This is a genomic window from Mesorhizobium sp. Mes31, assembly GCF_024519675.1.
In the GTDB taxonomy this organism is placed as follows: domain Bacteria; phylum Pseudomonadota; class Alphaproteobacteria; order Rhizobiales; family Rhizobiaceae; genus Mesorhizobium.
The window spans coordinates 177,341-196,978 of the sequence record NZ_JALJRL010000001.1; the positions used below are offsets into that span (position 1 = coordinate 177,341).

The window sequence follows — 19,638 nt, forward strand, 5'->3', positions numbered from 1 at the left end:
TGCCGCGCTGACGCAATTGTGATCTCTGCTTTTTGCGACGCCGGCGAAGGTCATCCGCCATTGTCGAGACCCCGGTTTGGTGTGAAACTTGGAGACTCAGAATGGGAGGTCGAAAATGTCCAACAGTTTCAGGACCGGAGACATCGTCAAGTTGAAGTCCGGAGGCCCCAGGATGACGGTGAGCGATGGCGCCGCCTCGGGCATGTATCTGTGCCACTGGTTCAATCGCGAGGGCGAGGTGTGGACCCCGCAACACGCCGCGTTCAAGCCCGAGCAGCTGGTGGTGGCCGACCAATCAAACTAGGCCATAGGCCGACGCGGCTTCGGCTGAGGGCGTCGGCGAGGCGCCGGGTTTGACGCGCGGGCGGAACCCGCGCCGAAGCGGCGCGCCCAGCCGCATAAAACTCAGCAGGCGCGACCGACGGATTTCTCTCGTCGCGGCGTTTAACGGTCGAAGCGTGACCGCGGCACAAGCCGTCGGTACCGCGCCAACCGGAGACGCAAAGCATGATCCGCCGTTCGATACTTGCCGCTGCCTTGAGCCTGCAGAGCGTTGCGGCTCTCGCCCAGACAACGACACAGTTCCCCGCCCCGACGCCGCCGACCACCGCTCCCACACAGCCGGCTGCCGCCCCGACGCCGCCGGCTGCCGCACCGGCTGCCCCGGCAAGGTCCGAGATCACGCTGGCCAAATTCCAGAAGCGGCGCGAAAAGGCGATCCTGGCGGCCGACACCGACGGCGACGGCAAGATCAGCCTGCCGGAATGGACAGCCTTCCAGGCCAAACGCACCGCCAAGGGCGACCCCGGCAAATCCTTCGCCCGTATCGATTCCAACCATGACGGCTTCATCGACCGCGCCGAACTCGATGCGTTCTTCGCCAAGCGCTTTGCCAGACTGGACAAGAATGCCGACGGCGTTCTGACGGCCGACGAAATGCCAGGCCATAAAACCGCTCCCAAACAGGAGCAATGACCAAGGGGTAATGACGCGCGATGACCATCAGGAGTGCGCCAACTGATGAGCGCCGATCCGGACGAGGAGCTGGTTCGCCGTGTCGGCGCCGGCGACCCGGCAGCCGTGCAAAGCCTGGTCGCGCGCAAGCTGCCGCGCATCCTGGCGCTGGCCGTGCGCATGCTCGGCGATGCGGCGGAGGCCGAGGACGTCGCGCAGGAAGCCTTCGTGCGGATCTGGCGCCATGCCTCGAGCTGGCGGCGTGGCAATGCGCGTTTCGACACCTGGGTCCACCGGGTGACGCTGAACCTCTGCTACGACCGGCTGCGCCGCAGGCGCGAATGGGTAACCGACGATGTACCGGACGTGGCCGATCCCGCACCGCTTCCCGATGCTCATCCGCGCGAAGACGCGCAGCGGGTCGAACGTGCACTGCAAGGCATAGCGCCGCGCCAGCGCGAGGCGATCATCCTGGTCTACTATCAGGAGATGTCCAACATCGACGCGGCGGCGACCTTGCAAATCAGCGTCGATGCCCTGGAGAGCCTGCTTTCGCGCGGCCGGCGGTCGCTGCAGGTAATCCTGGCCAGGGATGGCGCCGATGGCTGAGAACCGGGCGACCATGACCGTGCAGCGTTCATCCCGCCTTGCGGCCGCTGCCCGGTGGTCGGCTGCTGCCGTTCCAGCACCGCATGGGGACGCGGCACCAACGGGCAAGGGGAAAACAGATGGCTGAAGACACCGAGGACGAACGGGCAATGGATGCCAAGCGCTTTGCGGCCCTGGCCGCGGCCTATGGCGGTGACTTGCGGCGATGGCCGGAGGCCGAACGGATGGCAGGCGCGATCTTTGCCCCAAGCGAGATGGGCGATGCCATCTTGAGGCACGCCGGAAAACTCGACGCGCAGCTTGACGGCTATGCCGTCGAAGCGCCCGGCAAGGCCTTGCACGGCAGCATCCTGCGGGCCGCCGGCCGGCACATCGTTCAGCGCCGGCGACAGCTGTTCTGGCGGATGGGGCTGGCGCTTGCCGGCATTGGTCTGGCCGGCGCCGTCGCCGGGCTGGCGCTGGTGACCATCGTCACGCCCGAAGTCCAGCCCGATCATTACGTCCTTGATGCCAATGCGACGGCGTTCGGCGATGCCGGACCCGACAGCGATACGATCGAGGAAGACCTATGAGCATGAGCCGCGACCTCATCATCGCGTCGGTGGTGCTCAACGTCTTCCTGGCTGGGGCGCTTGCCGGCGGTGCCGTCTGGATACGAAGCGGCAAGTCGGGCCAGGGCTATTCCCTGGAGGCGGCCGGTGGTCGGCTTCCCGAGCAGGATCGCACGACATTCCGCAAGGCCCTGCGCGAAGTGCGCCGAGAATCGCGCCAGGTCATTCTCGACGGACAGCAGGCCAGGCGGGAAGCAGCGGACCTGCTGCAACAGCCGGTTCTGGACACGACCGCCCTGTCGGCGGCGCTGGAGCGGGCCCGCAATGCCGACGTCACCGTCCGCACGCGGCTGGAACAGCGCATCGTCGAGTTCGCGGCGGCTGGCTCCGCCGAGGGCCGTCGTGTGCTGGCGGAGGGACTGCTGCGGCGCGGCGGCCCGCAACCGTCCGCCACGCCAAAAAAAGCGCCGTGACGACCGACGGAAAATGCCGACGACGCCGTTTAACCGGGAGAAGGGCAGACCTGCCGGACCCGTGTGGTTCGAACAGGTTTTCAACCTCGGAAACACTCGGAGTATGACATGAATCGTCTGACAAAATACGCGATCGCCGCCGCTCTTGCGGTGACCGGAACCGTTGCGACGGTTGCGGCATCCTCGGCGATGCCGATGGCGCCGCTCGCCCCTGCCGCCCCGGCGCTGGTCGAGCATGTCGCCTGGGGCTGCGGGCCTGGCTGGCATCCCAATCCGTGGGGACGCTGCGTCCCCAACCGTGTGGTGGTCTACCCTCGTCACCACTATCGGCATGGGCCGGCCTTCTATGTCTGGCATCCGCACCGTCACTGGCACCGCTGGCATCGCTGGTAGGAACGCGTGGGGGCCGGCCATCGCGCCGGCCCCCCACGACCCTGGTTGAACAGCCAGGAAACGGCTCGAACGGGCTTCATGCGCCAGGCGCGGGAGGCTCAAGCGATGGTGAGCTGACTTGGCTATCCCGGCCTCCAATTCCCCGCCCCCTGATCCGGTCCTCGTCGCCTTCAACCGATTCGGGCTTGGAGCACGGCTCGGCGACCGCGACAGCATGGCCGGCGATCCGCGCGGCTATCTCAAGGCGGAACTGCGGCAACCCGACATCGCCATGATCTCGCTTGACGATCCGGCCTATGCCGGCTTGCTGGGCAGCACGCCCGCCATCCAGGCTAGCATGGCGGCAAATTACCAGCGCAAGCTCGACCGTGAGCACATGACCGCGACGGCGTCGCAGTCAGCGACAACCAACGCCCCAGTCTCGCCTGCCCCAGTTCCACCTGTCCAAGTCACGCCCGTCCAACCCATGCCGGCCCAACCCATGCCAACGCCCGCGCTGCCCGGCAAACCCGCCGTGCCGGCGGTCGAGGCGAAATTGTTCCGGGCGGAAGCCCAGGCGCGTTTCGACAAGGCTGTTCGGGCCAAGGCCGGCTTCGTCGAACGCCTCGTCTGTTTCTGGTCGAACCATTTCTGCGTCTCGGTGGCCAAGGACAACATCGTGCGGGCGAGCGCCGGCGCCTTCGAACGGGAAGCCATTCGCCCTTTCGTGCTCGGCCGCTTCGCCGACATGCTGCTCGCGGTGGAACGTCATCCGGCGATGCTGTTCTATCTCGACAACCAGCAGTCGATCGGTCCGGAGTCCCGCGCCGGCAAGAACCGCCAGCGCGGCCTCAACGAGAACCTCGCCCGCGAGATCCTGGAACTGCACACGCTCGGCGTCGGCAGCGGCTACACCCAAGCCGACGTCACCAGCTTCGCGCGCATCCTGACCGGCTGGACGGTGGCCGGACGCGAAGGCCGGCTGGGCGAGCCCGGCAGTTCCGTGTTCAACGCCAATGCGCATGAGCCGGGCGCCGCGGTGCTGCTGGGCAAGACCTACCCGGCCGGCGGCATGGGGCAGGCCGAGGCCGCGCTCAACGATATCGCACGCCACCCGGCGACGGCGCAGCACATCGCCGCCAAACTGGCCCGCCATTTCATATCCGACGATCCGCCGCCGGCAGCGGTCGCACGCCTCGCCAGGGTCTTCACCAAGACGGATGGCAATCTGAGAGCGCTGGCGCTTGCCCTCGTCGACATGCCGGAGGCGTGGTCGACGCCGCTGGCCAAGATGCGCTCGCCCTTCGACTATGTCGCCGCCATCAGAAGGGCGGCCGGCCTCAGTCCAGCGAGCGATCCAGGCCAGTCGCTCAGTTGGCTCAATGCGCTGGGCGAGCCGCTGTGGCAGCCGCCGGGACCGAACGGCTTTTCCGACCAGGCGGACAGCTGGGCGTCGGCCGAAGGGATGAAGATCCGCCTCGACATCGCCTGGCAGGCTGCCCGGCAGGTCAAGGATATCGGCAATCCCAACGACATGCTCGATGCGCTGATCGGTCCCGCCGCCTCGCCGGAGACGCGGCAAGCGGTCGCGCGGGCCGAATCCAAGCAGCAAGGGCTGGCGCTGTTGCTGATGGCCCCGGAATTCCAACGACGATAGTTCCAACGCGGATCGTTCCGGCGGAGATGATGGCATGAACCTGCTGTGCGAAGTCCCTCACCCTTCCCGTCGCGCCGTGTTGATGACCGGCGGTGCACTGTTTGCCTGGGCCTACATGCCCCGCTTTGCCCGCGCCGCCGACAATCGCGACCCGCGCCTGATCGTCATCGTCCTGCGCGGTGCGCTGGACGGGCTCTCGGCGGTCGGCCCGGTCGGCGATCCCGATTATGCCGCCCTGCATGGCGACATCGCCTTGTCGCTGGCAGGCCCGCACGCGGCGCTGCCGCTCGACGGCTTCTTCGCGCTCAATCCGGCGATGCCGGTGTTTGCGCGGCTGTTCAGAAACGGCCAGGCGGCGGTGGTGCATGCGGCCGCGACCGGTTACCGCGAACGCTCGCATTTCGATGGCCAGGATGTTCTGGAAAGCGGCTTTGCCGGCCCCGGCCATGTCGCGACCGGCTGGCTCAACCGGGCGCTGGAGAGCTTGCCGGCGGGCGATCGCGTGGCAACGCTTGGCGGGCTGGCCGTCGGACCGTCGACACCGCTGGTGATCCGCGGCGCAGCACCGGTGCTCGGCTGGGCGCCGCAATCGCTGCCGGCGCCGAGCGACGGGCTGGCGGCGCGCGTTCTCGATCTCTACCGGCATCGCGACCCAATTCTGGCGGTGGCCCTGCAAAAAGGGCTCGACGCCGACCGCATGGCGCTCGACGACCAGATGGGCGCCACGGCGATGAAGCCCAAGGGCGGTCTCGACAGCGCAGCCGGCATGCGGCAGGCAGCCCAAGGCGCGGCCAAGCTGATCGCGGCCGAAGACGGGCCGCGCGTTGCCGCACTGGCCTTCGACGGCTGGGACACGCATGTCAACGAGGGCGGCGCGACCGGCCGGCTCGCCACCTTGCTCGGCGGCCTCGACGGCGCCTTCGACGAATTCCAAAAGGGCCTCGGCGACCGCTGGAAGGACACGGCGATCGTCGTCATCACCGAGTTTGGACGCACGGCCCGGATCAACGGCACCGTCGGCACCGATCATGGCACCGGCACCGTGGTGCTGCTGGCCGGTGGCGCGATCAAGGGCGGCCGTGTCATCGCCGACTGGCCGGGCTTGAAGCCGGCTCAACTCTACGAGCAACGTGATCTCGCCCCGACCAGCGATGTCAGGGCGGTGCTGAAAGGGCTGCTCGCCGACCAGTTCGGCCTTTGGGCCGCCGTACTCGGCGACAAGGTGTTTCCGGAGTCCGCGGCGGTGAAGCCGATGCGGGGGCTGATCGCGTGACGGCGGAAGAGCGGCAAGACGTTCGTTAGCGGGCTGTGTTGTCGTTGAGCGTCGCCACGGTCTTCAGCGCACCGTCGAGCATGTCGCCCTTCTCGTCCTTCAAGGCCATCTCGCGCAGGCGCCGGATCCAGTCGGCGGCGTCCGTGCGGCCCTTGAGCAGATCGAGCGCCGACAGCACCCGGTCGAATTTCGACTGGGCGCGGACATGGGTGTCGCTGTAGCCCTTGATCAGCCGGCGGCAGTTGAGGATCTCGACGGCCAGCGCGTAGTCTTCCGGCACATAACTGAGCGCCAGCGCATACCAGCGGTCGAGATGAGCGGTCTCGACCTTGTGGCGCAGCAGGCGGCGGCGCCAGCGGCGCAGGCCGCCGATGAACCAGAGTGCTGCAAATCCGGCAAAGCTGTCGGTGCGGATACGGCGGCCGTGGTTGATGCGGCGATCGAGAAAGGCGGCGAGCTGCGGCCGGTTCTCGATGTAGCTGCCCAGGCTCGCCGGCAAAGTGCCGCAGAACTCCTCGATGCGCGGATGGAAATATTCGGTCACCTGCAGGATCGAGCCGTCCTTGACGCCGACCTCGCGGCGCACCCGCCTGTCGCGCGTCGAACGCGTCTTCAGGTCGGCAACGCGGATCATGTCGTCGTAGCACAGGGCGTTGGCCAGATGCTTCGCGGCCGCGATCGATAGCGAATAGGCATGATCGGCGCTGTCCAGCGCGACGGCGCGATCCAGGCGGTCGAGATACTCGCCACCATAGGCGATGTCCTGGTAGTCGACGACTTTTTTCAAGCCGCGAAGCGCCATGTCGCGAAGAGGTTCCGGCGCCGCATCGACACGAGTTTCCAGCGCCTGCCAGCCTTTCAGCAGGTTTTGCGGGCCGCTCACTCGCCCGGCCCCCGGGACAGGCTGGGCAACCTTCGGCTCTACGGTTTTTTGCGCCGGCGCGGCCGTGCCACGCGCGCGATCATAGGCGGCACCGAAGGCGGCAAGGCTGGCCTTCACACCACGGCCCCCGGCACCGATCGCCTGCTCGTAGCTTTCGCGAGAGAACGGCAGCGCGTCGGACCCGGCCAGCGCGCCAAGCAGGCTGGCCGAGATCATCGAGCCGTTGTCGGCGGCGATTTTTTCCATGTCGAAAGCGATGAAGCGCTTCGATGCGGCCTCGGCCGTCGCATGCACCTTGGAAGACGAAGCCCGGCCGTCACCGGGCTCGATCTTTTCCGACACGGCGGCGATGCGGTGCGACGAAGCGATCAGCGTGGTGCGCTCGGGCGTGACGAAGCCGCGGATGATGGCGCGGCCAGCCTCCATCAATTCCGCCGCGATCAGAATGTCGACGTCGCCTTGCGAGGGCGACAGCGCGAAGACCGGCAGCCGGCCGGTGTCGCGGGCCATCTCGACATAGTAGATGGTGGCACCGGTGCGCTGGGCGACGCCGGCGACCGAGGTCGATTGCGCGACATATCCGTTGCGCTCGGCAACGTCGGTGATCCAGTCGGCCAGCACGCCGCCGCCCTGACCGCCGACCGCCAGCACGGCAAGCTTGATGACGCGCTCGTCATCCTGAGCGCCGGCCCGGGCGCGAAATGGCGGGACAGCGTCAAGCATCGGCGAAGGTCAGGCGCCGGCTCTCGCGGCGCCGCTGCAACAGGCTGATGGTGGCGCGGCGCGCCGCTTCGAGGAAGCGGTCCCAGCGGTTCGGATTGTGCACGACGTCGGCGCGATAGAAGGACGGGCAAAGCACCGCCGCATCGGCGACCTCGCCGCAATTGCCGCAGCCGACGCAGCTCTGGTCGATATGCGCCACCGGATCGTCGCGCAGCGGATCGTCGAGCGACTTCACCGACAGCGAGGGGCAGCCGGACAGCCGCATGCAGGCGTGGTCGCCGGTGCAGATGTCCTCGTCGACGCCGAACTTCGGTTTCACCACCCGCTCGCCGCCCTTGATCGCCTTGTCGACCAGCGGCTTTTCGCGGCGTTGCCGGTTGAGCATGCATTCGGACGAGGCGACGATGACCTTCGGCCCCTTCTCGTCCGTCGTCAGCGCCTCGCGCAAAGTGTCCTGCATCCTGGTCACGTCATAGGTGCGGTCGACATGGCGCAGCCATTTGACGCCCATGCCTTTCACCGCCTCGGTGATCGGATGCTTCGTCGACTTGGTCTTGTTGCCGGCGCGGGACGACAGAATGTCCTGTCCGCCGGTCGCTGCCGAGTAGAAATTGTCGACGATGACGATGACGCCGTCGTTCTTGTTGAACACCGCATTGCCGATCGAGGAGGTCAGGCCGTTGTGCCAGAAGCCGCCATCGCCGACGAAGGAGATCGAGCGGCGCTTGGCGTCCGGCGAATTGAACGCCGAGGCGGAGGCCGGCCCCAGACCGTAGCCCATGGTGGTGGCGCCGAGCTCGAAAGGCGGCATGATCGAGAACAGATGGCAGCCGATATCGGAAGCGATATGGTGCTTGCCGAGCTCCTGCTCGACCAGCTTGGTGGCGGCAAAGATCGGCCGCTCCGGACAGCCGATGCAGAAGCCCGGCGGACGGCCAGGAACCACGTTGATCAGGTCCGCGGTGTCGACGCCGTCGCCAACCTTGTTGGGCGCGCGCACCTCGCCCGGCAGCAGGTGCGGCGCTTCGGCGCGCAGGAAGGCGCCGATGCCGTCGAGCATGACCTGGCCGGTGTATTCGCCGGCCATCGGCAGATGCTCCTTGCCGACCAGCCTGGTGCCGCGCCCGGCCTTGTGCAGCATCGAGGCAAAGGCCTGTTCGATGTAGTTGGGCTGGCCTTCCTCGACGACGAGCACCGACTGCTTGCCCTCGCAGAAGGACAGGAACTCGTCGTCGATCAGGGGATAGACGGCGTTGAGCACGTAGAGCGGCACGTCGGTGTCGCCATAGGTGTCGGCGAGGCCGAGACGCTGAAGCGCGCGGATGACCGAATTATACATGCCGCCCTGCATGACGATGCCGACCGAGCCGTGGTCCGAGCCGAAGAATTCGTTGATCCTGTTCTTGCGGATGAAATCGACCGCCGCCGGCCAGCGCTTCTGCACCTTTTCCTTCTCGTGCAGGAAGGAGGCGGGCGGCAGCACGATGCGGCCGGTGTCGCGGCGCGGTGCTTCCAACGCATCGGCCACCGTCATCGGCGGCCGCTTGTTGTCCTTGGCGGTGAAATGGCCATGCACGTGGCAGCAGCGGATGCGCACCTGCAGCATGACCGGCGTGTTGGAAATCTCGGACAGCTCGAAGCCGTCCTCCACCGCCTTGACGATCGACGGCAAATTGGGCCGCGGATCGAGCAGCCAGACCTGGCTCTTCATGGCAAAGGCATGGGAGCGCTCCTGCATGATCGAGGAGCCTTCGCCATAGTCCTCGCCGACAATGATCAGCGCGCCGCCGGTGACGCCGCCGGACGCGAGATTAGCCAGCGCATCGGAGGCGACATTGGTGCCGACGGTCGACTTGAAGGTCGCGGCGCCGCGTATCGGATAATGCACCGAGGCCGCCAGCATGGCAGTGGCGGTAGCTTCCGAGGCACTGGCCTCGAAATGCACGCCGAGCTCGCCCAGAATGTCCTGTGCGTCGGCCAGCACATCCATCAGGTGGCTGATCGGCGCACCCTGATAGCCGCCGACATAGCCGACGCCGCATTGCAGCAGCGCCTTGGTGATGGCGAGAATGCCCTCGCCGGCAAACTCCTCGCCGGCGCCGAGCCGGAGCTTCTCGACTTCCTTGGCAAAAGACCGTTCGGCCATGTCGGCCTCCTTCCGTTACCGCCGGGCGGGCCGGCGATGCGTACATCTAGATGTCGTGCTTGCGAATGTTCTTCAGCATCTTCTGCAGCGTCGCGATCAGCGCCGCGTATTCGGCATCGTCGACATCGTCGAACATCGCCTCGAACGCGTCATGCATGGCCGGCCAGGCGCGCGCGAACTCGGCGCGGCCATCGTCGGTCAGGAACACATGGCGGATACGGCTGTCGGTGACCCCCTGCTCGCGCCGCACGAACCCTTGCGCCTCCAGCGTGTCGAGCGTCCGGCTCAAGGTCGACTGCTCGATGACCGTATAGACCGAGAGGTCGTTGACGGTGACGCCGTCGGTGACCGACAGCACGGCAAGCGTGCGCACTTGGGGAATGGTCAGGCCCTGCTTGCGGAAATCGTCGCGCAAGGTGGCGTTGTAGCGCCCCATGATGCGGTTCATCAGATAGGGCGCGAATTGCTGCAGGCCGATCTGCCCCAAGGTCGAAATGCGCTGGCGGTTTTCCGGAACCTTCTGCTCCATCACAGCCTCCCCGCCAAGAGAAAGCCAGAGCCGCCGCCCAGGCCCGCGCCCGGATGAGTCGAAGCGCCGATATGGTAGAGGCCCTTGATGCCGGTCTGATGGTTGCGGCTGGCCTTGAACGGCCGCCACAGGAACGACTGGTCGAGGGTCGACGAGCCGCCATAGGGGTCGCCGCCGACCAGATTGATGTTCATCGCTTCCAGATCGGCCGGGGAATAGGCGCGGCGCGCAATGATGCTGTCCTTGAAGCCGTCAATATGGCTGGCAAGGATCGCCTCGACGCGATCGGCATAGGCCTCGCGCAACGCTTCGGTCCATTGCCCGTCAGGCGGTGCCTGCAGCTTGCCGGCGGCGTCGCCCTTGATGTGCCGGGGCGCCTCGGGCAGTTGCAGCCACAGGATCGCCTTGCCCTGCGGGCAGCGTGACGGATCAAGCGCATGCGGCTGGCCGACACAGATGGTCGGCACCTCGGGCAGCATGCCGCGTGCCGCCTCGTTGCAGGCCTTCGACACGCCATCGAGCCCGGGCGTCAGGTGCAGCAACGCCACCTTGTCCAGTCCTTCGCCGCGCCATGCCGGAGGCCTGTCGAGGGCGTAGTGGATCTGGAAGTTGCCCTTGCCGTAGCGGTATTTCCGCGTCGCCTCGACGTCGTCCCCGGGAGCCTCGCTGCCGAGCAGCCGGCCGTAGAGCTGCGTCGGCGTCACCGAGCAGATGATGCTCTTCTTCGCATGGACCGTTTCGCCCGAGGCCAGCCGAACGCCGGTGGCGCGCCCTCCGGTCACGATGATGGAGGCAACGTCCGCTTCGGTGGATATGACGCCGCCGCGCTCGGTGATGAGCGCCTCGAAGGCCGACAGCAGGTTCTTCGCTCCGCCCTTGACGATCGGCGCGCCGGCGGCTTCGAGCGCGAAGGCGATGACCTTGGCGATCTGGCCGGAAAAAGCGTCTTCCGGCCCAAGGCCGGCATGCAGCACCCAGGGCGCCCATAGCGCGCGGATGGTCTCCGACTGGTAGGTGCTTTCCAGCCAGCCGCGCGCCGGCACCAGGGCTTCGCCGAGAAAGGCGGCAAGATTGCGCGGGCTTCGCCGCCAGGCTTCGCCCGCCAGCAGCTTCGTCGTCGGGTAGGACCAAAGGCTGCCGCCGAGCAGGCCGAACAGCAGGCCGGCATTGCGTTCGATGCCGCCGACATCAGCCGCGTGCCGGTCGCCGTCTCCCGCCGCGATCGCGTTCAGGGCGGCAACGTTGGCGGCACGGTCGGTGCCGAGCACGGCATGGCTGCCGTCAGGCCGCAGCACGCCGGTCGGCGTGACGGTGTTGCAGAACTCCAGCCCATGCCGTGCAAGGTCGGCGCCAAGTGCCGCAAAGGCAGGCGAGGTGATGAAAAGCACGAAGGTGGTCGCCATCACATCATGGATGAAACCGGGCGCGGTGATCTCCTCGGTGCGCATGCAGCCGCCGATGCGGTCGTTGCGCTCGAGGACGAGCACCTTGGCGCCCTTGCCGCCGAGCATCGCCGCGCAGACCAGCGCGTTGATGCCGCTGCCGACGATGATGTGATCCGGCTTAATCACCTTGATCTGCCTTCGTTCAGCGTGTGTCATCCAGCTTGGGCACGATCTCTTGCGAAACCGGCCCTCGCCTTGGTGCGATCATGCCTTCGAGACGAGCGCCAGCGCGCGGATCGGGCTGCCGGTGCCATGCTCGATCTTGAGCGGCGCCGCGATCAGGATCGCACCCTTCGGCGGCAGCTGGTCGAGGTTGCACAGGCTGGCAAGCCCGTAGCGGTTGGCCTTGTGCATCAGGCTGTGCGCCGGGAATGGCGGCTCCATGCCGCCGGCCTTGCCGGCGTCGGTGCCGATGGTCTCGCTGCCCCAGCCCTTGATGTTCTTGCTGATCAGGTACTGGATGGCCTCGGCCGTCGGGCCGGGCGTGTGCGGACCGGTCTCATTGGCATTGAGGAACTCGGCTTCCGAGCCATTGCGCTTGTACCAGTCGGTGCGCATCACCACCCACTCGCCGGCATTGATGGCGCCATGCTTGGCTTCCCAGGCCTTGATGTGGTCGACGGTGAGCAGGAAATCGTGATCGGCGGCGGCTTCCTTCGAACAGTCGATTACATTGACCGGGCCGACGAAGTTCTGCGCCGGAATGGTATCGGTGGCGCCGTCCGGATAGTCCTTGCCGGTGATCCAGTGCTTGGGCGCGTCGAAATGCGTGCCCGAATGCTCGCCGAGCTTGAGCCAGTTCCACGCCCACCAGGGACCGTTCTTGTCGTAGGCGGAGATGGTGTGGATCTCGACCTTCGGCGTGTCGACGGCGAGTTCCGGCGGCAGCTTGATCAACGGGGTGTCGGGACCGAGCGGTGCCGACAGGTCGACCACCTTGATGGCGCCTGAAAGAAGCTGGCCGGCGACTTCGCCGAGGAGTTTTTGGGTGTCCATGGTCTCTGTTCCCTCTTTCGTGATGATGATCAAGGCTCGTCGCGGCCCTTAATATCCTACTAGACGAAAACATATGCATCTGCAATTATCTTTAAGCATAAAGGAAATGGGAACGGGGCGTGAGCGAGTTCGACGCCATCTTTGTCGGGGCGGGCCACAACAGTCTGGCATGCGCCGCGCATTTGGCGCTCAAAGGCTGGAAAACCGGGATTTTCGAGCGCAGTGCAACAATCGGCGGCGCCGTCCAGACCCGCGAATTCACCCTTCCCGGCTTCCGCAACGATTTCGGTGCGATGAATCTGAGCCTGTTCGCCGGCTCGGCCTTCCATCAGAAATATGCAAATGAATTGAAAGCGCAGGGGCTGGAGTTCGCGCCGGTCGCCGACTGTTTCGCGAGCGCCTTTCCGGACGGCCGCTGGTTTGGCGTCAGCAACGATCTGGAAAAGACCGCTGCGCGCATGGCCGCCTTCTCGGCCGCAGATGCCGCGACATGGCGCAGGCTGGTCGCCGCCTTCCCGGCGGAGGCCGAGCATCTGTTCCGGCTGCTGGGCTCGCCGATGAGCGCCCGCGCGCTGGCCGGCACCGCGTGGAACCTGTGGCGCAAGAAGGGTATCGCCGGCGCGCTCGACACCGGGCGATTGCTGCTGTCGTCGCCACGTGCCTGGCTCGAGGAGAACTTCGAGTCCGCGCATGTCAGGGCAACGCTCGCCACCTGGGGCATGCATCTCGACTTCGCGCCCGACATCGCCGGCGGCGCCGTGTTCCCCTATCTGGAATCGATGGCCAACCAGAGTTTTGGCATGGTGCTGGGCAAGGGCGGCGCCGACACCATCATCCGCGCGCTCTCGGGCATGGTCACGGCCGCCGGCGGCAAGATCGTCACTGGGGCCGAAGTGGCCGAGATCACGGTTTCCGCCGGCAAGGCCACCGGTGTACGGCTCGCTTCCGGCGAGACGCATACCGCCACCAAGGCCGTCATCGCCGGCGTTGCGCCGAAGGCGCTGACCGGCAAGTTGCTACCCAACGGTTCCGGCGACGCCGGCTTCGACACGGCGATGCAAAAGTTCCGGCACGCGCCGGGGACGATGATGATCCATCTGGCGCTCGACGATCTGCCGGACTGGCGCGCCGGCGCCGAGCTTCGGCAATTCGCCTATGTGCATCTGTCGCCGTCGCTCGACGCGATGTCGCGGACCTATCAGCAGGCGATGGCAGGCATGCTGCCTGACGAGCCGGTGCTGGTCGTCGGTCAGCCGACCGCGATCGATCCGTCTCGCGCACCTGAAGGCAAGCACGTGCTGTGGGTGCAGGTGCGCATGCTGCCCGCCGAAATCCTCGGCGACGCTGCCGGCAAGATCGCGCCGGACCACTGGGACAAGGTCAAGGACCGCTACGCCGACCGCGTTCTCGACATCATCGAGACCTACGCGCCCGGCCTGCGAAACAATATCCTGGGCCGCTCGGTGTTTTCGCCCATCGACCTGGAACGCGAGAACCCGAACCTCGTCGGCGGCGACCAGGTCTGCGGCAGCCACCATCTGGCGCAGAATTTCTTGTTTCGCCCGGCGCGCGGTTTCGCCGGCTGGAACACGCCGGTGGCGCATCTGCATCTCACGGGTGCCGCGACGTGGCCGGGCGCCGGCACCGGTGCGGCCTCGGGCTACATGCTCGCGCAACAGCTTGGCGGGAGGTAGAAGCCGAAGATTTCCAGAGGTGCCGAAGATTTCTAGAGGTGAAGGAGGGCAAGGCGCTGCTGCCCAAGGAGCCTGAACCAATGAACTGCCGCGCAAAGAAAATACAACCAACAAGGGGAACGACCATGACAATCAACAGACGCGAATTGCTCGGATACAGTGCCGCGGCACTCGGCGTGGCCGCCGTCGGCCTGCCACGGATCGCCAAGGCGGCTGCCGGCGAATTGACCATCGCCTACAACGTCAACCTGCCGTCCTGGGATCCGACGACCGGACCTTCGGCGGTCAACCCGACGATCCAGGGCCTCTACCAGTCGGTGTTCGACCAGTTCATCCCGCAGAAGCCGGACCTGTCCTTCGCACCGGGCCTGCTGACCGAGTGGGGCTGGAACGACGACCGCACCAAGATCATGATGACGGTGCGCGAAGGCGTGACCTGGCATGACGGCTCGCCGTTCACGGCCGAAGACGTGGTCTGGTCGCTGCGGCGGGCAGGTGACGAAAAGACCGGCAACCCTATCCAGTTCGTCTGGAAAAACGTCAACAACTTCAAGATCGACGGCAACAAGATCACCGGCGACGTCGTGCAGTTCGACCCGGTGTATTTCAAATGGATGTCGTTCCTGACCGGCTACATCATGCCCAAGGCATATTACGAGAAGGTCGGCGCCGAAGGCTTCGAGAAGGCGCCGATCGGGACCGGCCCGTACATGGTCGAGAAGTTCGAGCGCAACGCCTTCCTGCGGCTCAAGGCCAACCCGACCTACTGGGGCGGCAAGCCTGCCTTCGAGAACGTGACGATCAAGTTCGTCACCGATGCGGCGAGCCGCGTCGCCGAGATCGAATCCGGGTCCTCGCAGGTGACGCTCGAGATCCCCTATGAGGAGTATGACCGGCTGATCGCCAAGGACGGACTTGCCGGCTCGTGCAAGAACGTCTCCGACATCGGCATGATCTTCTTCAACGACATCGAGGCGATGCTGGACAAGAACGTCCGCCAGGCAGCGGTGATGTCGATCGACAAGAAGCTGCTCGTCGACCGCCTGCTGCGCGGCTACGGCCAGCCCATCGACACGCTGGAGACGCCGGAATACACGGCCTACGATGCGTCGATCAAGGTCGAGCACAATCCGGAAAAGGCCAAGGAATTGCTGGCCGCCTCCGGCTATTCGCCGGAAAAGCCGGTCAAGTTCACCATCCAGACGACCAAGGGCTTCAAGCCCAAGGACTACGAGATGATCCAGGCGATCGTCGGCATGTGGCGCAAGGTCGGCATCGAGGCAACGATCGAGGTCTACGAGATCGCCAAGCATTACGAGCTGCGCGCCGCCGACAAACTGGCGCCGGCCGCCTTCTACAACTGGGGCAATGCCATCGGCGACCCGACCACCTCGACAGGCTTTGCCATGTATGGCCCGAGCCCGCATTCGGTGTGGGACAGCCAGGACCTGATCGACATGATCAACCCGCTTTGGGGCGAGAAGGACGAGGCCAAGCGCATTGCCGGCTGGAAGGCGGTCGACAAATACATCGCCGAGCAAGCCTATGTGCTGCCGCTGATGCAGTATGCGCAGCCGATCGTGCACGCCAAGGGCGTCAATGTGGTCCAGCATGTGTCCGGAGCGCTGCTGCCGGCCCTGATGACCCCGGCCTGATATCGGTCCGGGATTGCCGCGCGCCGTCGACAGCGACGGCGCGCATTTTCCATCAGGCATACGAGCCCGCGGGCTCCTGCAAAGATTTACATGCTCCTGCAAAGATTCCTGATCCGCCTTCTGACGATGCTGGTCACGCTGTTCGGCGTGGCCGTCGTCGTCTTCGTCGTGATCCGCGTCGCGCCCGGCGATCCGATCGCCATGATGTTGCCGCCCGGCGCGACCGATGCCGACATCGCGCGGCTGCGCGCGCTTTATGGTCTCGACAAGACCATCTTGCAGCAATTCTTCATCTGGCTGTCCGGCGTTGTCAGGGGCGATTTCGGCACCTCGATCTCGCTGCGGCAGGACGTGCTGGGGCTGGTCTTCAACCGGCTGCCGGCGACGCTGGAACTCGCCATCGTCGCGCTCATCATGGCGGTGGCGATCGGCGGCACGACGGCCATCCTCGGTGCCCGCGAACGCGGCACGGCGGTCGAGGCCGGCATCGACATCGCCAGTGGCACCGCCCTTTCCATTCCCGACTTCCTGTGGGGCCTGGTGCTGATCCTCCTGTTCGGCGTGCTGATCCCTGTCTTCGATATTTCCGGCCGGGTGTCGCCGCAGCTCGACCTGCCCTTCGTCACCCAGTTCTACCTGTTCGAGAGCTTGCTGCGGCTGCGCTTTGACCTGACCTGGGATCTCTTGAAACACATGCTGATGCCGGCCGTCGCGCTGGCGCTGCCGCTGGCGGCGATCATTGCGCAGCTGTTGAAACAGTCGCTGAAGGAAGTGCTCGACCTCGATTATGTCGTGCTGGCGCGGGTGAAAGGTTTCTCGGAAACGCAGGTCATCCTGCGCGAGGCGTTGAAGAACGCAGCGCTGCCGACGCTGACCCTGGTCGGGGTACAATTCACCTTCCTCATCGGCGGCACGGTCATCGTCGAGCGGCTGTTCTCCTATGAAGGCCTCGGCAACATGGCGATCGATGCCGTCATCAACCGCGACCTGCCGCTGATCCAGGGCATCGTGCTGGTCTTCGCGCTGTTGTTCGTGCTGATCAACCTCATCGTCGACATGATGTATGCGCTGCTCAATCCGAGGTTGCGCCATGGATGACGGCCGCATTTCAAGACACGGCTCGGGCGCGAAACTGTGGTTGGCCGGCGGCTGGCTGCTGCTCGCACTGCTGGCCGCGATCTTCGCGCCACTGGTCGCGCCGCAGGACCCGCTGGCGCAGGACCTGATGCTCGAGCGGCTGCCGCCGTTCTGGATGAGCGGCGCCGAACCCGGCTACTGGCTCGGCACCGACAGTCTCGGCCGCGATCTCCTGTCCCGGCTGATCTTCGGCGCCCGCATCGCCTTCATCGTCGCTTTCGCGGCAGCCACCGCCGCGTGCCTGGTCGGCTCGACGCTCGGGCTGATCGCCGGCTATTTCGGCGGCTGGGCCGACCGCATCATCTCGCGCATCGTCGATGTCTGGATGGCATTTCCGCCGGTGTTGTTCGCCATCCTCCTGGTCGCCGTGCTCGGCACCGGGCTGAGTTCCGTCATCATCGCCATCGCCGTCATCGACTGGACGCGCTTTTGCCGGGTGATCCGCGCCGAAACGATGGGCCAGTCGCGCATGGACTATGTCGAGAACGCCCGCATCGCCGGCTATGGCCGCATCGGCATCATGCTGCGCGAAGTGCTGCCCAATGTGGTGCCGTCGATCGTCGCGTTGCTGTCGCTGGAAATGGGCATCGCCGTCATCGTCGAGGCCATCCTGTCCTTCGTCAACCTGTCGATCTCGACCGACGATCCGACCTGGGGCGGCATCATCGCCGAGGGCCGGCTGTCGATCCATCAGGCCTGGTGGGTGCTGGTGTTTCCGCTGATCACGCTGATCCTCACCGTGCTGTCGTTCAGCCAGTTCGGCGAAGGGCTGAAGGCGCGTTTCGACCCGGTGCTGCGATGAGCGCCTGCCTCGACATCAGGGATTTGAGCGCCGTGCTGCCCAACGGCCAGCGCGTGCTGCGCTCGGTATCGCTTGCGGTTCAGCCCGGCGAGGTCCGTGCACTGGTCGGCGAGAGCGGCGCCGGAAAGACGATGATCGGCAAGGCGGTGCTCGGCGTCTTGCCGTCGAGCGTGCGCATTGTCGAAGGCGACATGCTGCTCGAGAGCGAAGACCTGGGCAAATTGCAGCCAAAGGCGCGCCGCACGCTGATTGGCGCCCGCACGGCTCTGATCCCGCAGGATCCGCTGACCGCGCTCAATCCATCGCGCCGCATCGGCCCGCAGATGACCGACCGGCTGGTGCGCATTCTCGGCTGGAGTGGCGAGAAGGCCGATCAGCGCATCCGCCAATTGCTGGACGAGGTGCAGATCCGCGACCCCGACCGCGTGCTGAAAAGTTATCCGCACGAGCTTTCAGGCGGCATGCGCCAGCGCGTGCTGATCGCGGCCGCCTTCGCCGCCGAGCCACGCCTGATCGTCGCCGACGAACCGACCACGGCATTAGACGTCACCGTGCAGAAGCAGATCCTGCGGCTGATCGCGCAGTTGCAGCGCGAGCATGGCACCGCGATCCTGTTTGTCACCCATGATCTCGGCGTCGTCGCCAAGATCAGCCAGAAAGTATCGGTGCTCTATGCCGGCAAGGTGGTGGAAGAGGCCGACACGGCTGCTCTCTTCGCCGCACCGCAGCACCCCTACACGCGAGCACTGATGGCCGCCACACCGCGCTACACCGACCCGTTCGCTTCGCTGAAGCCGGTGGACGAGACGGTGCTGGCCGGGCTTGCCGCCGAGATCGCTTCCGCCGACCAGGCCTGGAGGCGACCGCATGGCTGAGCCGCTGTTTTCCGTGCGCGGGCTGAAGGTCGCGCTGCCCGACATGACGCGCAAGCCGCTGATCGGCCGCGCGCCATTGGCCGAAATCCTGAAAGGCCTGGATTTCGATCTGCCGAAGGGGTCGGTGACCGGCATCGTCGGCGAGTCTGGGTCGGGAAAATCGACGCTCGGCCGCGCCCTCGTGCGCCTGCTGGAACCTAGCGCCGGCAGCGTCATCTTCGACGGCCGCGACATCACCCATCTGCCGGAAGCGGAACTGCGGCCCCTGCGCCGCAACCTGCAGATGATCTTCCAGGATCCGATGTCGTCGCTCAACCCGCGTCGCACCATTGCCAGCATCATCGCAGCGCCCCTCAGGCAGAACGGCCTTGGCGACAATCTCAAGGCCCGCGTCGCAGAGGCGTTGCAGCGCGTCGGCCTGCCGCAGAGCTTCGCCAGCCGCTACCGCCACGAACTGTCGGGCGGCCAGCGCCAGCGCGTCGGCATTGCGCGGGCGCTGGCGCTGTCGCCGAAATTCGTGCTGGCCGACGAGATCGTCTCCGGGCTCGACGTGTCGACGCAGGCGCAGATCCTCACCCTTCTGGAGAAGCTGGCGGCGGAGATGGGCCTGACCGTCGCCTTCATCAGCCACGATTTGTCGGTGATCCGGCGGCTGTGCCGGCAAGTGATCGTCATGCGCGAAGGCATGATCGTCGAGGCGAGCGCCACCGACGCGTTGTTCGAAAACCCGCGGCAAAGCTACACGCGCGACCTGATCTCAGCCATCCCGCTGCCGGAAATCGATGCCGGCTGGCTGGACATCCCGCCTGCCGCCAGGGCCCCGACATGAATGCATACGCACGCCGAAAAGCGGGCCTCGGACGT

19 protein-coding genes are annotated in these 19,638 nt (G+C 66.0%); 14 read left to right on the forward strand and 5 right to left on the reverse strand.

Annotated features, from left to right (window positions below; translation table 11 throughout):
* The first annotated feature begins 115 nt into the window (after window positions 1-115).
* The 8 genes from NR193_RS00805 to NR193_RS00840 all read left to right on the forward strand — a co-directional run bounded on the left by NR193_RS00805 (window position 116) and on the right by NR193_RS00840 (window position 5,889).
* Window positions 116-304, forward strand: a complete 189-nt coding sequence (locus tag NR193_RS00805) for a YodC family protein (RefSeq protein ID WP_091584531.1) — start codon at window positions 116-118, stop codon at window positions 302-304.
* 203 nt (window positions 305-507) lie between these two features.
* Entirely contained in the window at window positions 508-975 is a 468-nt protein-coding gene (locus tag NR193_RS00810; RefSeq protein ID WP_256748998.1) for an EF-hand domain-containing protein, read from the forward strand.
* Between the two features lie 45 nt (window positions 976-1,020).
* A complete protein-coding gene (locus NR193_RS00815; protein ID WP_256748999.1) occupies window positions 1,021-1,563 on the forward strand; it encodes an RNA polymerase sigma factor in 543 nt (180 codons plus the stop codon).
* A gap of 119 nt (window positions 1,564-1,682) precedes the next feature.
* The gene (locus NR193_RS00820) at window positions 1,683-2,135 is read left to right on the forward strand and encodes a hypothetical protein (RefSeq protein WP_256749000.1); all 453 of its coding nucleotides are present in this window, start codon (window positions 1,683-1,685) and stop codon (window positions 2,133-2,135) included.
* Entirely contained in the window at window positions 2,132-2,587 is a 456-nt protein-coding gene (locus NR193_RS00825; RefSeq protein ID WP_256749001.1) for a periplasmic heavy metal sensor, read from the forward strand. Before NR193_RS00820 ends, NR193_RS00825 begins: the two co-directional genes overlap by 4 nt.
* Window positions 2,588-2,695: 108 nt before the next feature.
* Window positions 2,696-2,980 (forward strand): GCG_CRPN prefix-to-repeats domain-containing protein, encoded by a 285-nt coding sequence (locus NR193_RS00830; protein ID WP_256749002.1) that lies wholly within the window; start codon window positions 2,696-2,698, stop codon window positions 2,978-2,980.
* 118 nt (window positions 2,981-3,098) lie between these two features.
* Window positions 3,099-4,616: a DUF1800 family protein gene (locus NR193_RS00835; RefSeq protein WP_256749003.1), complete on the forward strand. Its 1,518-nt coding sequence runs from the start codon at window positions 3,099-3,101 to the stop codon at window positions 4,614-4,616.
* Between the two features lie 34 nt (window positions 4,617-4,650).
* The gene (locus NR193_RS00840) at window positions 4,651-5,889 is read left to right on the forward strand and encodes a DUF1501 domain-containing protein (RefSeq protein WP_256749004.1); all 1,239 of its coding nucleotides are present in this window, start codon (window positions 4,651-4,653) and stop codon (window positions 5,887-5,889) included.
* A gap of 25 nt (window positions 5,890-5,914) precedes the next feature.
* Here the strand turns inward: NR193_RS00840 and NR193_RS00845 are convergent, their stop codons facing one another.
* The 5 genes from NR193_RS00845 to NR193_RS00865 form a co-directional block, all read right to left on the reverse strand.
* Window positions 5,915-7,495, reverse strand: coding sequence for an indolepyruvate oxidoreductase subunit beta family protein (locus NR193_RS00845; RefSeq protein ID WP_256749005.1), 1,581 nt, complete (start codon window positions 7,493-7,495; stop codon window positions 5,915-5,917).
* A complete protein-coding gene (locus NR193_RS00850) occupies window positions 7,488-9,641 on the reverse strand; it encodes an indolepyruvate ferredoxin oxidoreductase subunit alpha (RefSeq protein ID WP_256749006.1) in 2,154 nt (717 codons plus the stop codon). Before NR193_RS00850 ends, NR193_RS00845 begins: the two co-directional genes overlap by 8 nt.
* Before the next feature lie 46 nt (window positions 9,642-9,687).
* Window positions 9,688-10,170: a MarR family winged helix-turn-helix transcriptional regulator gene (locus NR193_RS00855; RefSeq protein WP_256749007.1), complete on the reverse strand. Its 483-nt coding sequence runs from the start codon at window positions 10,168-10,170 to the stop codon at window positions 9,688-9,690.
* A complete protein-coding gene (locus NR193_RS00860) occupies window positions 10,170-11,741 on the reverse strand; it encodes an NAD(P)/FAD-dependent oxidoreductase (protein ID WP_256749008.1) in 1,572 nt (523 codons plus the stop codon). The genes NR193_RS00855 and NR193_RS00860 overlap by 1 nt, the downstream gene beginning before the upstream one ends.
* A gap of 78 nt (window positions 11,742-11,819) precedes the next feature.
* Complete coding sequence (locus tag NR193_RS00865; protein ID WP_091584595.1) at window positions 11,820-12,611, reverse strand: cyclase family protein; 792 nt, start codon at window positions 12,609-12,611, stop codon at window positions 11,820-11,822.
* 119 nt (window positions 12,612-12,730) lie between these two features.
* Here NR193_RS00865 and NR193_RS00870 point away from each other — a divergent pair, with 119 nt between their 5' ends.
* The 6 genes from NR193_RS00870 (at window position 12,731) to NR193_RS00895 (ending at window position 19,603) form a co-directional block, all read left to right on the forward strand.
* The gene (locus NR193_RS00870) at window positions 12,731-14,305 is read left to right on the forward strand and encodes an NAD(P)/FAD-dependent oxidoreductase (RefSeq protein WP_256749009.1); all 1,575 of its coding nucleotides are present in this window, start codon (window positions 12,731-12,733) and stop codon (window positions 14,303-14,305) included.
* Between the two features lie 125 nt (window positions 14,306-14,430).
* Window positions 14,431-15,960, forward strand: coding sequence for an ABC transporter substrate-binding protein (locus tag NR193_RS00875; protein ID WP_256749010.1), 1,530 nt, complete (start codon window positions 14,431-14,433; stop codon window positions 15,958-15,960).
* A 90-nt stretch (window positions 15,961-16,050) separates the two neighbouring features.
* Window positions 16,051-17,058: an ABC transporter permease gene (locus tag NR193_RS00880; protein ID WP_256749011.1), complete on the forward strand. Its 1,008-nt coding sequence runs from the start codon at window positions 16,051-16,053 to the stop codon at window positions 17,056-17,058.
* A complete protein-coding gene (locus NR193_RS00885) occupies window positions 17,051-17,899 on the forward strand; it encodes an ABC transporter permease (protein WP_256749012.1) in 849 nt (282 codons plus the stop codon). Before NR193_RS00880 ends, NR193_RS00885 begins: the two co-directional genes overlap by 8 nt.
* Window positions 17,896-18,774: an ABC transporter ATP-binding protein gene (locus tag NR193_RS00890; RefSeq protein ID WP_256749013.1), complete on the forward strand. Its 879-nt coding sequence runs from the start codon at window positions 17,896-17,898 to the stop codon at window positions 18,772-18,774. Before NR193_RS00885 ends, NR193_RS00890 begins: the two co-directional genes overlap by 4 nt.
* A complete protein-coding gene (locus NR193_RS00895; protein ID WP_256749014.1) occupies window positions 18,767-19,603 on the forward strand; it encodes an ATP-binding cassette domain-containing protein in 837 nt (278 codons plus the stop codon). The genes NR193_RS00890 and NR193_RS00895 overlap by 8 nt, the downstream gene beginning before the upstream one ends.
* Window positions 19,604-19,638 lie beyond the last annotated feature (35 nt).

What these genes read in the sequence shown, in the direction of transcription:
- NR193_RS00805 (WP_091584531.1), top strand. Translation starts at nt 116, where the DNA reads ATGTCCAACAGTTTCAGGACCGGAGACATCGTCAAGTTGAAGTCCGGA.
- NR193_RS00810 (WP_256748998.1), top strand. Translation starts at nt 508, where the DNA reads ATGATCCGCCGTTCGATACTTGCCGCTGCCTTGAGCCTGCAGAGCGTT.
- NR193_RS00815 (WP_256748999.1), top strand. Translation starts at nt 1,021, where the DNA reads ATGAGCGCCGATCCGGACGAGGAGCTGGTTCGCCGTGTCGGCGCCGGC.
- NR193_RS00820 (WP_256749000.1), top strand. Translation starts at nt 1,683, where the DNA reads ATGGCTGAAGACACCGAGGACGAACGGGCAATGGATGCCAAGCGCTTT.
- NR193_RS00825 (WP_256749001.1), top strand. Translation starts at nt 2,132, where the DNA reads ATGAGCATGAGCCGCGACCTCATCATCGCGTCGGTGGTGCTCAACGTC.
- NR193_RS00830 (WP_256749002.1), top strand. Translation starts at nt 2,696, where the DNA reads ATGAATCGTCTGACAAAATACGCGATCGCCGCCGCTCTTGCGGTGACC.
- NR193_RS00840 (WP_256749004.1), top strand. Translation starts at nt 4,651, where the DNA reads ATGAACCTGCTGTGCGAAGTCCCTCACCCTTCCCGTCGCGCCGTGTTG.
- NR193_RS00845 (WP_256749005.1), bottom strand. Translation starts at nt 7,495, where the DNA reads ATGCTTGACGCTGTCCCGCCATTTCGCGCCCGGGCCGGCGCTCAGGAT.
- NR193_RS00850 (WP_256749006.1), bottom strand. Translation starts at nt 9,641, where the DNA reads ATGGCCGAACGGTCTTTTGCCAAGGAAGTCGAGAAGCTCCGGCTCGGC.
- NR193_RS00855 (WP_256749007.1), bottom strand. Translation starts at nt 10,170, where the DNA reads ATGGAGCAGAAGGTTCCGGAAAACCGCCAGCGCATTTCGACCTTGGGG.
- NR193_RS00865 (WP_091584595.1), bottom strand. Translation starts at nt 12,611, where the DNA reads ATGGACACCCAAAAACTCCTCGGCGAAGTCGCCGGCCAGCTTCTTTCA.
- NR193_RS00875 (WP_256749010.1), top strand. Translation starts at nt 14,431, where the DNA reads ATGACAATCAACAGACGCGAATTGCTCGGATACAGTGCCGCGGCACTC.
- NR193_RS00880 (WP_256749011.1), top strand. Translation starts at nt 16,051, where the DNA reads ATGCTCCTGCAAAGATTCCTGATCCGCCTTCTGACGATGCTGGTCACG.
- NR193_RS00885 (WP_256749012.1), top strand. Translation starts at nt 17,051, where the DNA reads ATGGATGACGGCCGCATTTCAAGACACGGCTCGGGCGCGAAACTGTGG.
- NR193_RS00890 (WP_256749013.1), top strand. Translation starts at nt 17,896, where the DNA reads ATGAGCGCCTGCCTCGACATCAGGGATTTGAGCGCCGTGCTGCCCAAC.
- NR193_RS00895 (WP_256749014.1), top strand. Translation starts at nt 18,767, where the DNA reads ATGGCTGAGCCGCTGTTTTCCGTGCGCGGGCTGAAGGTCGCGCTGCCC.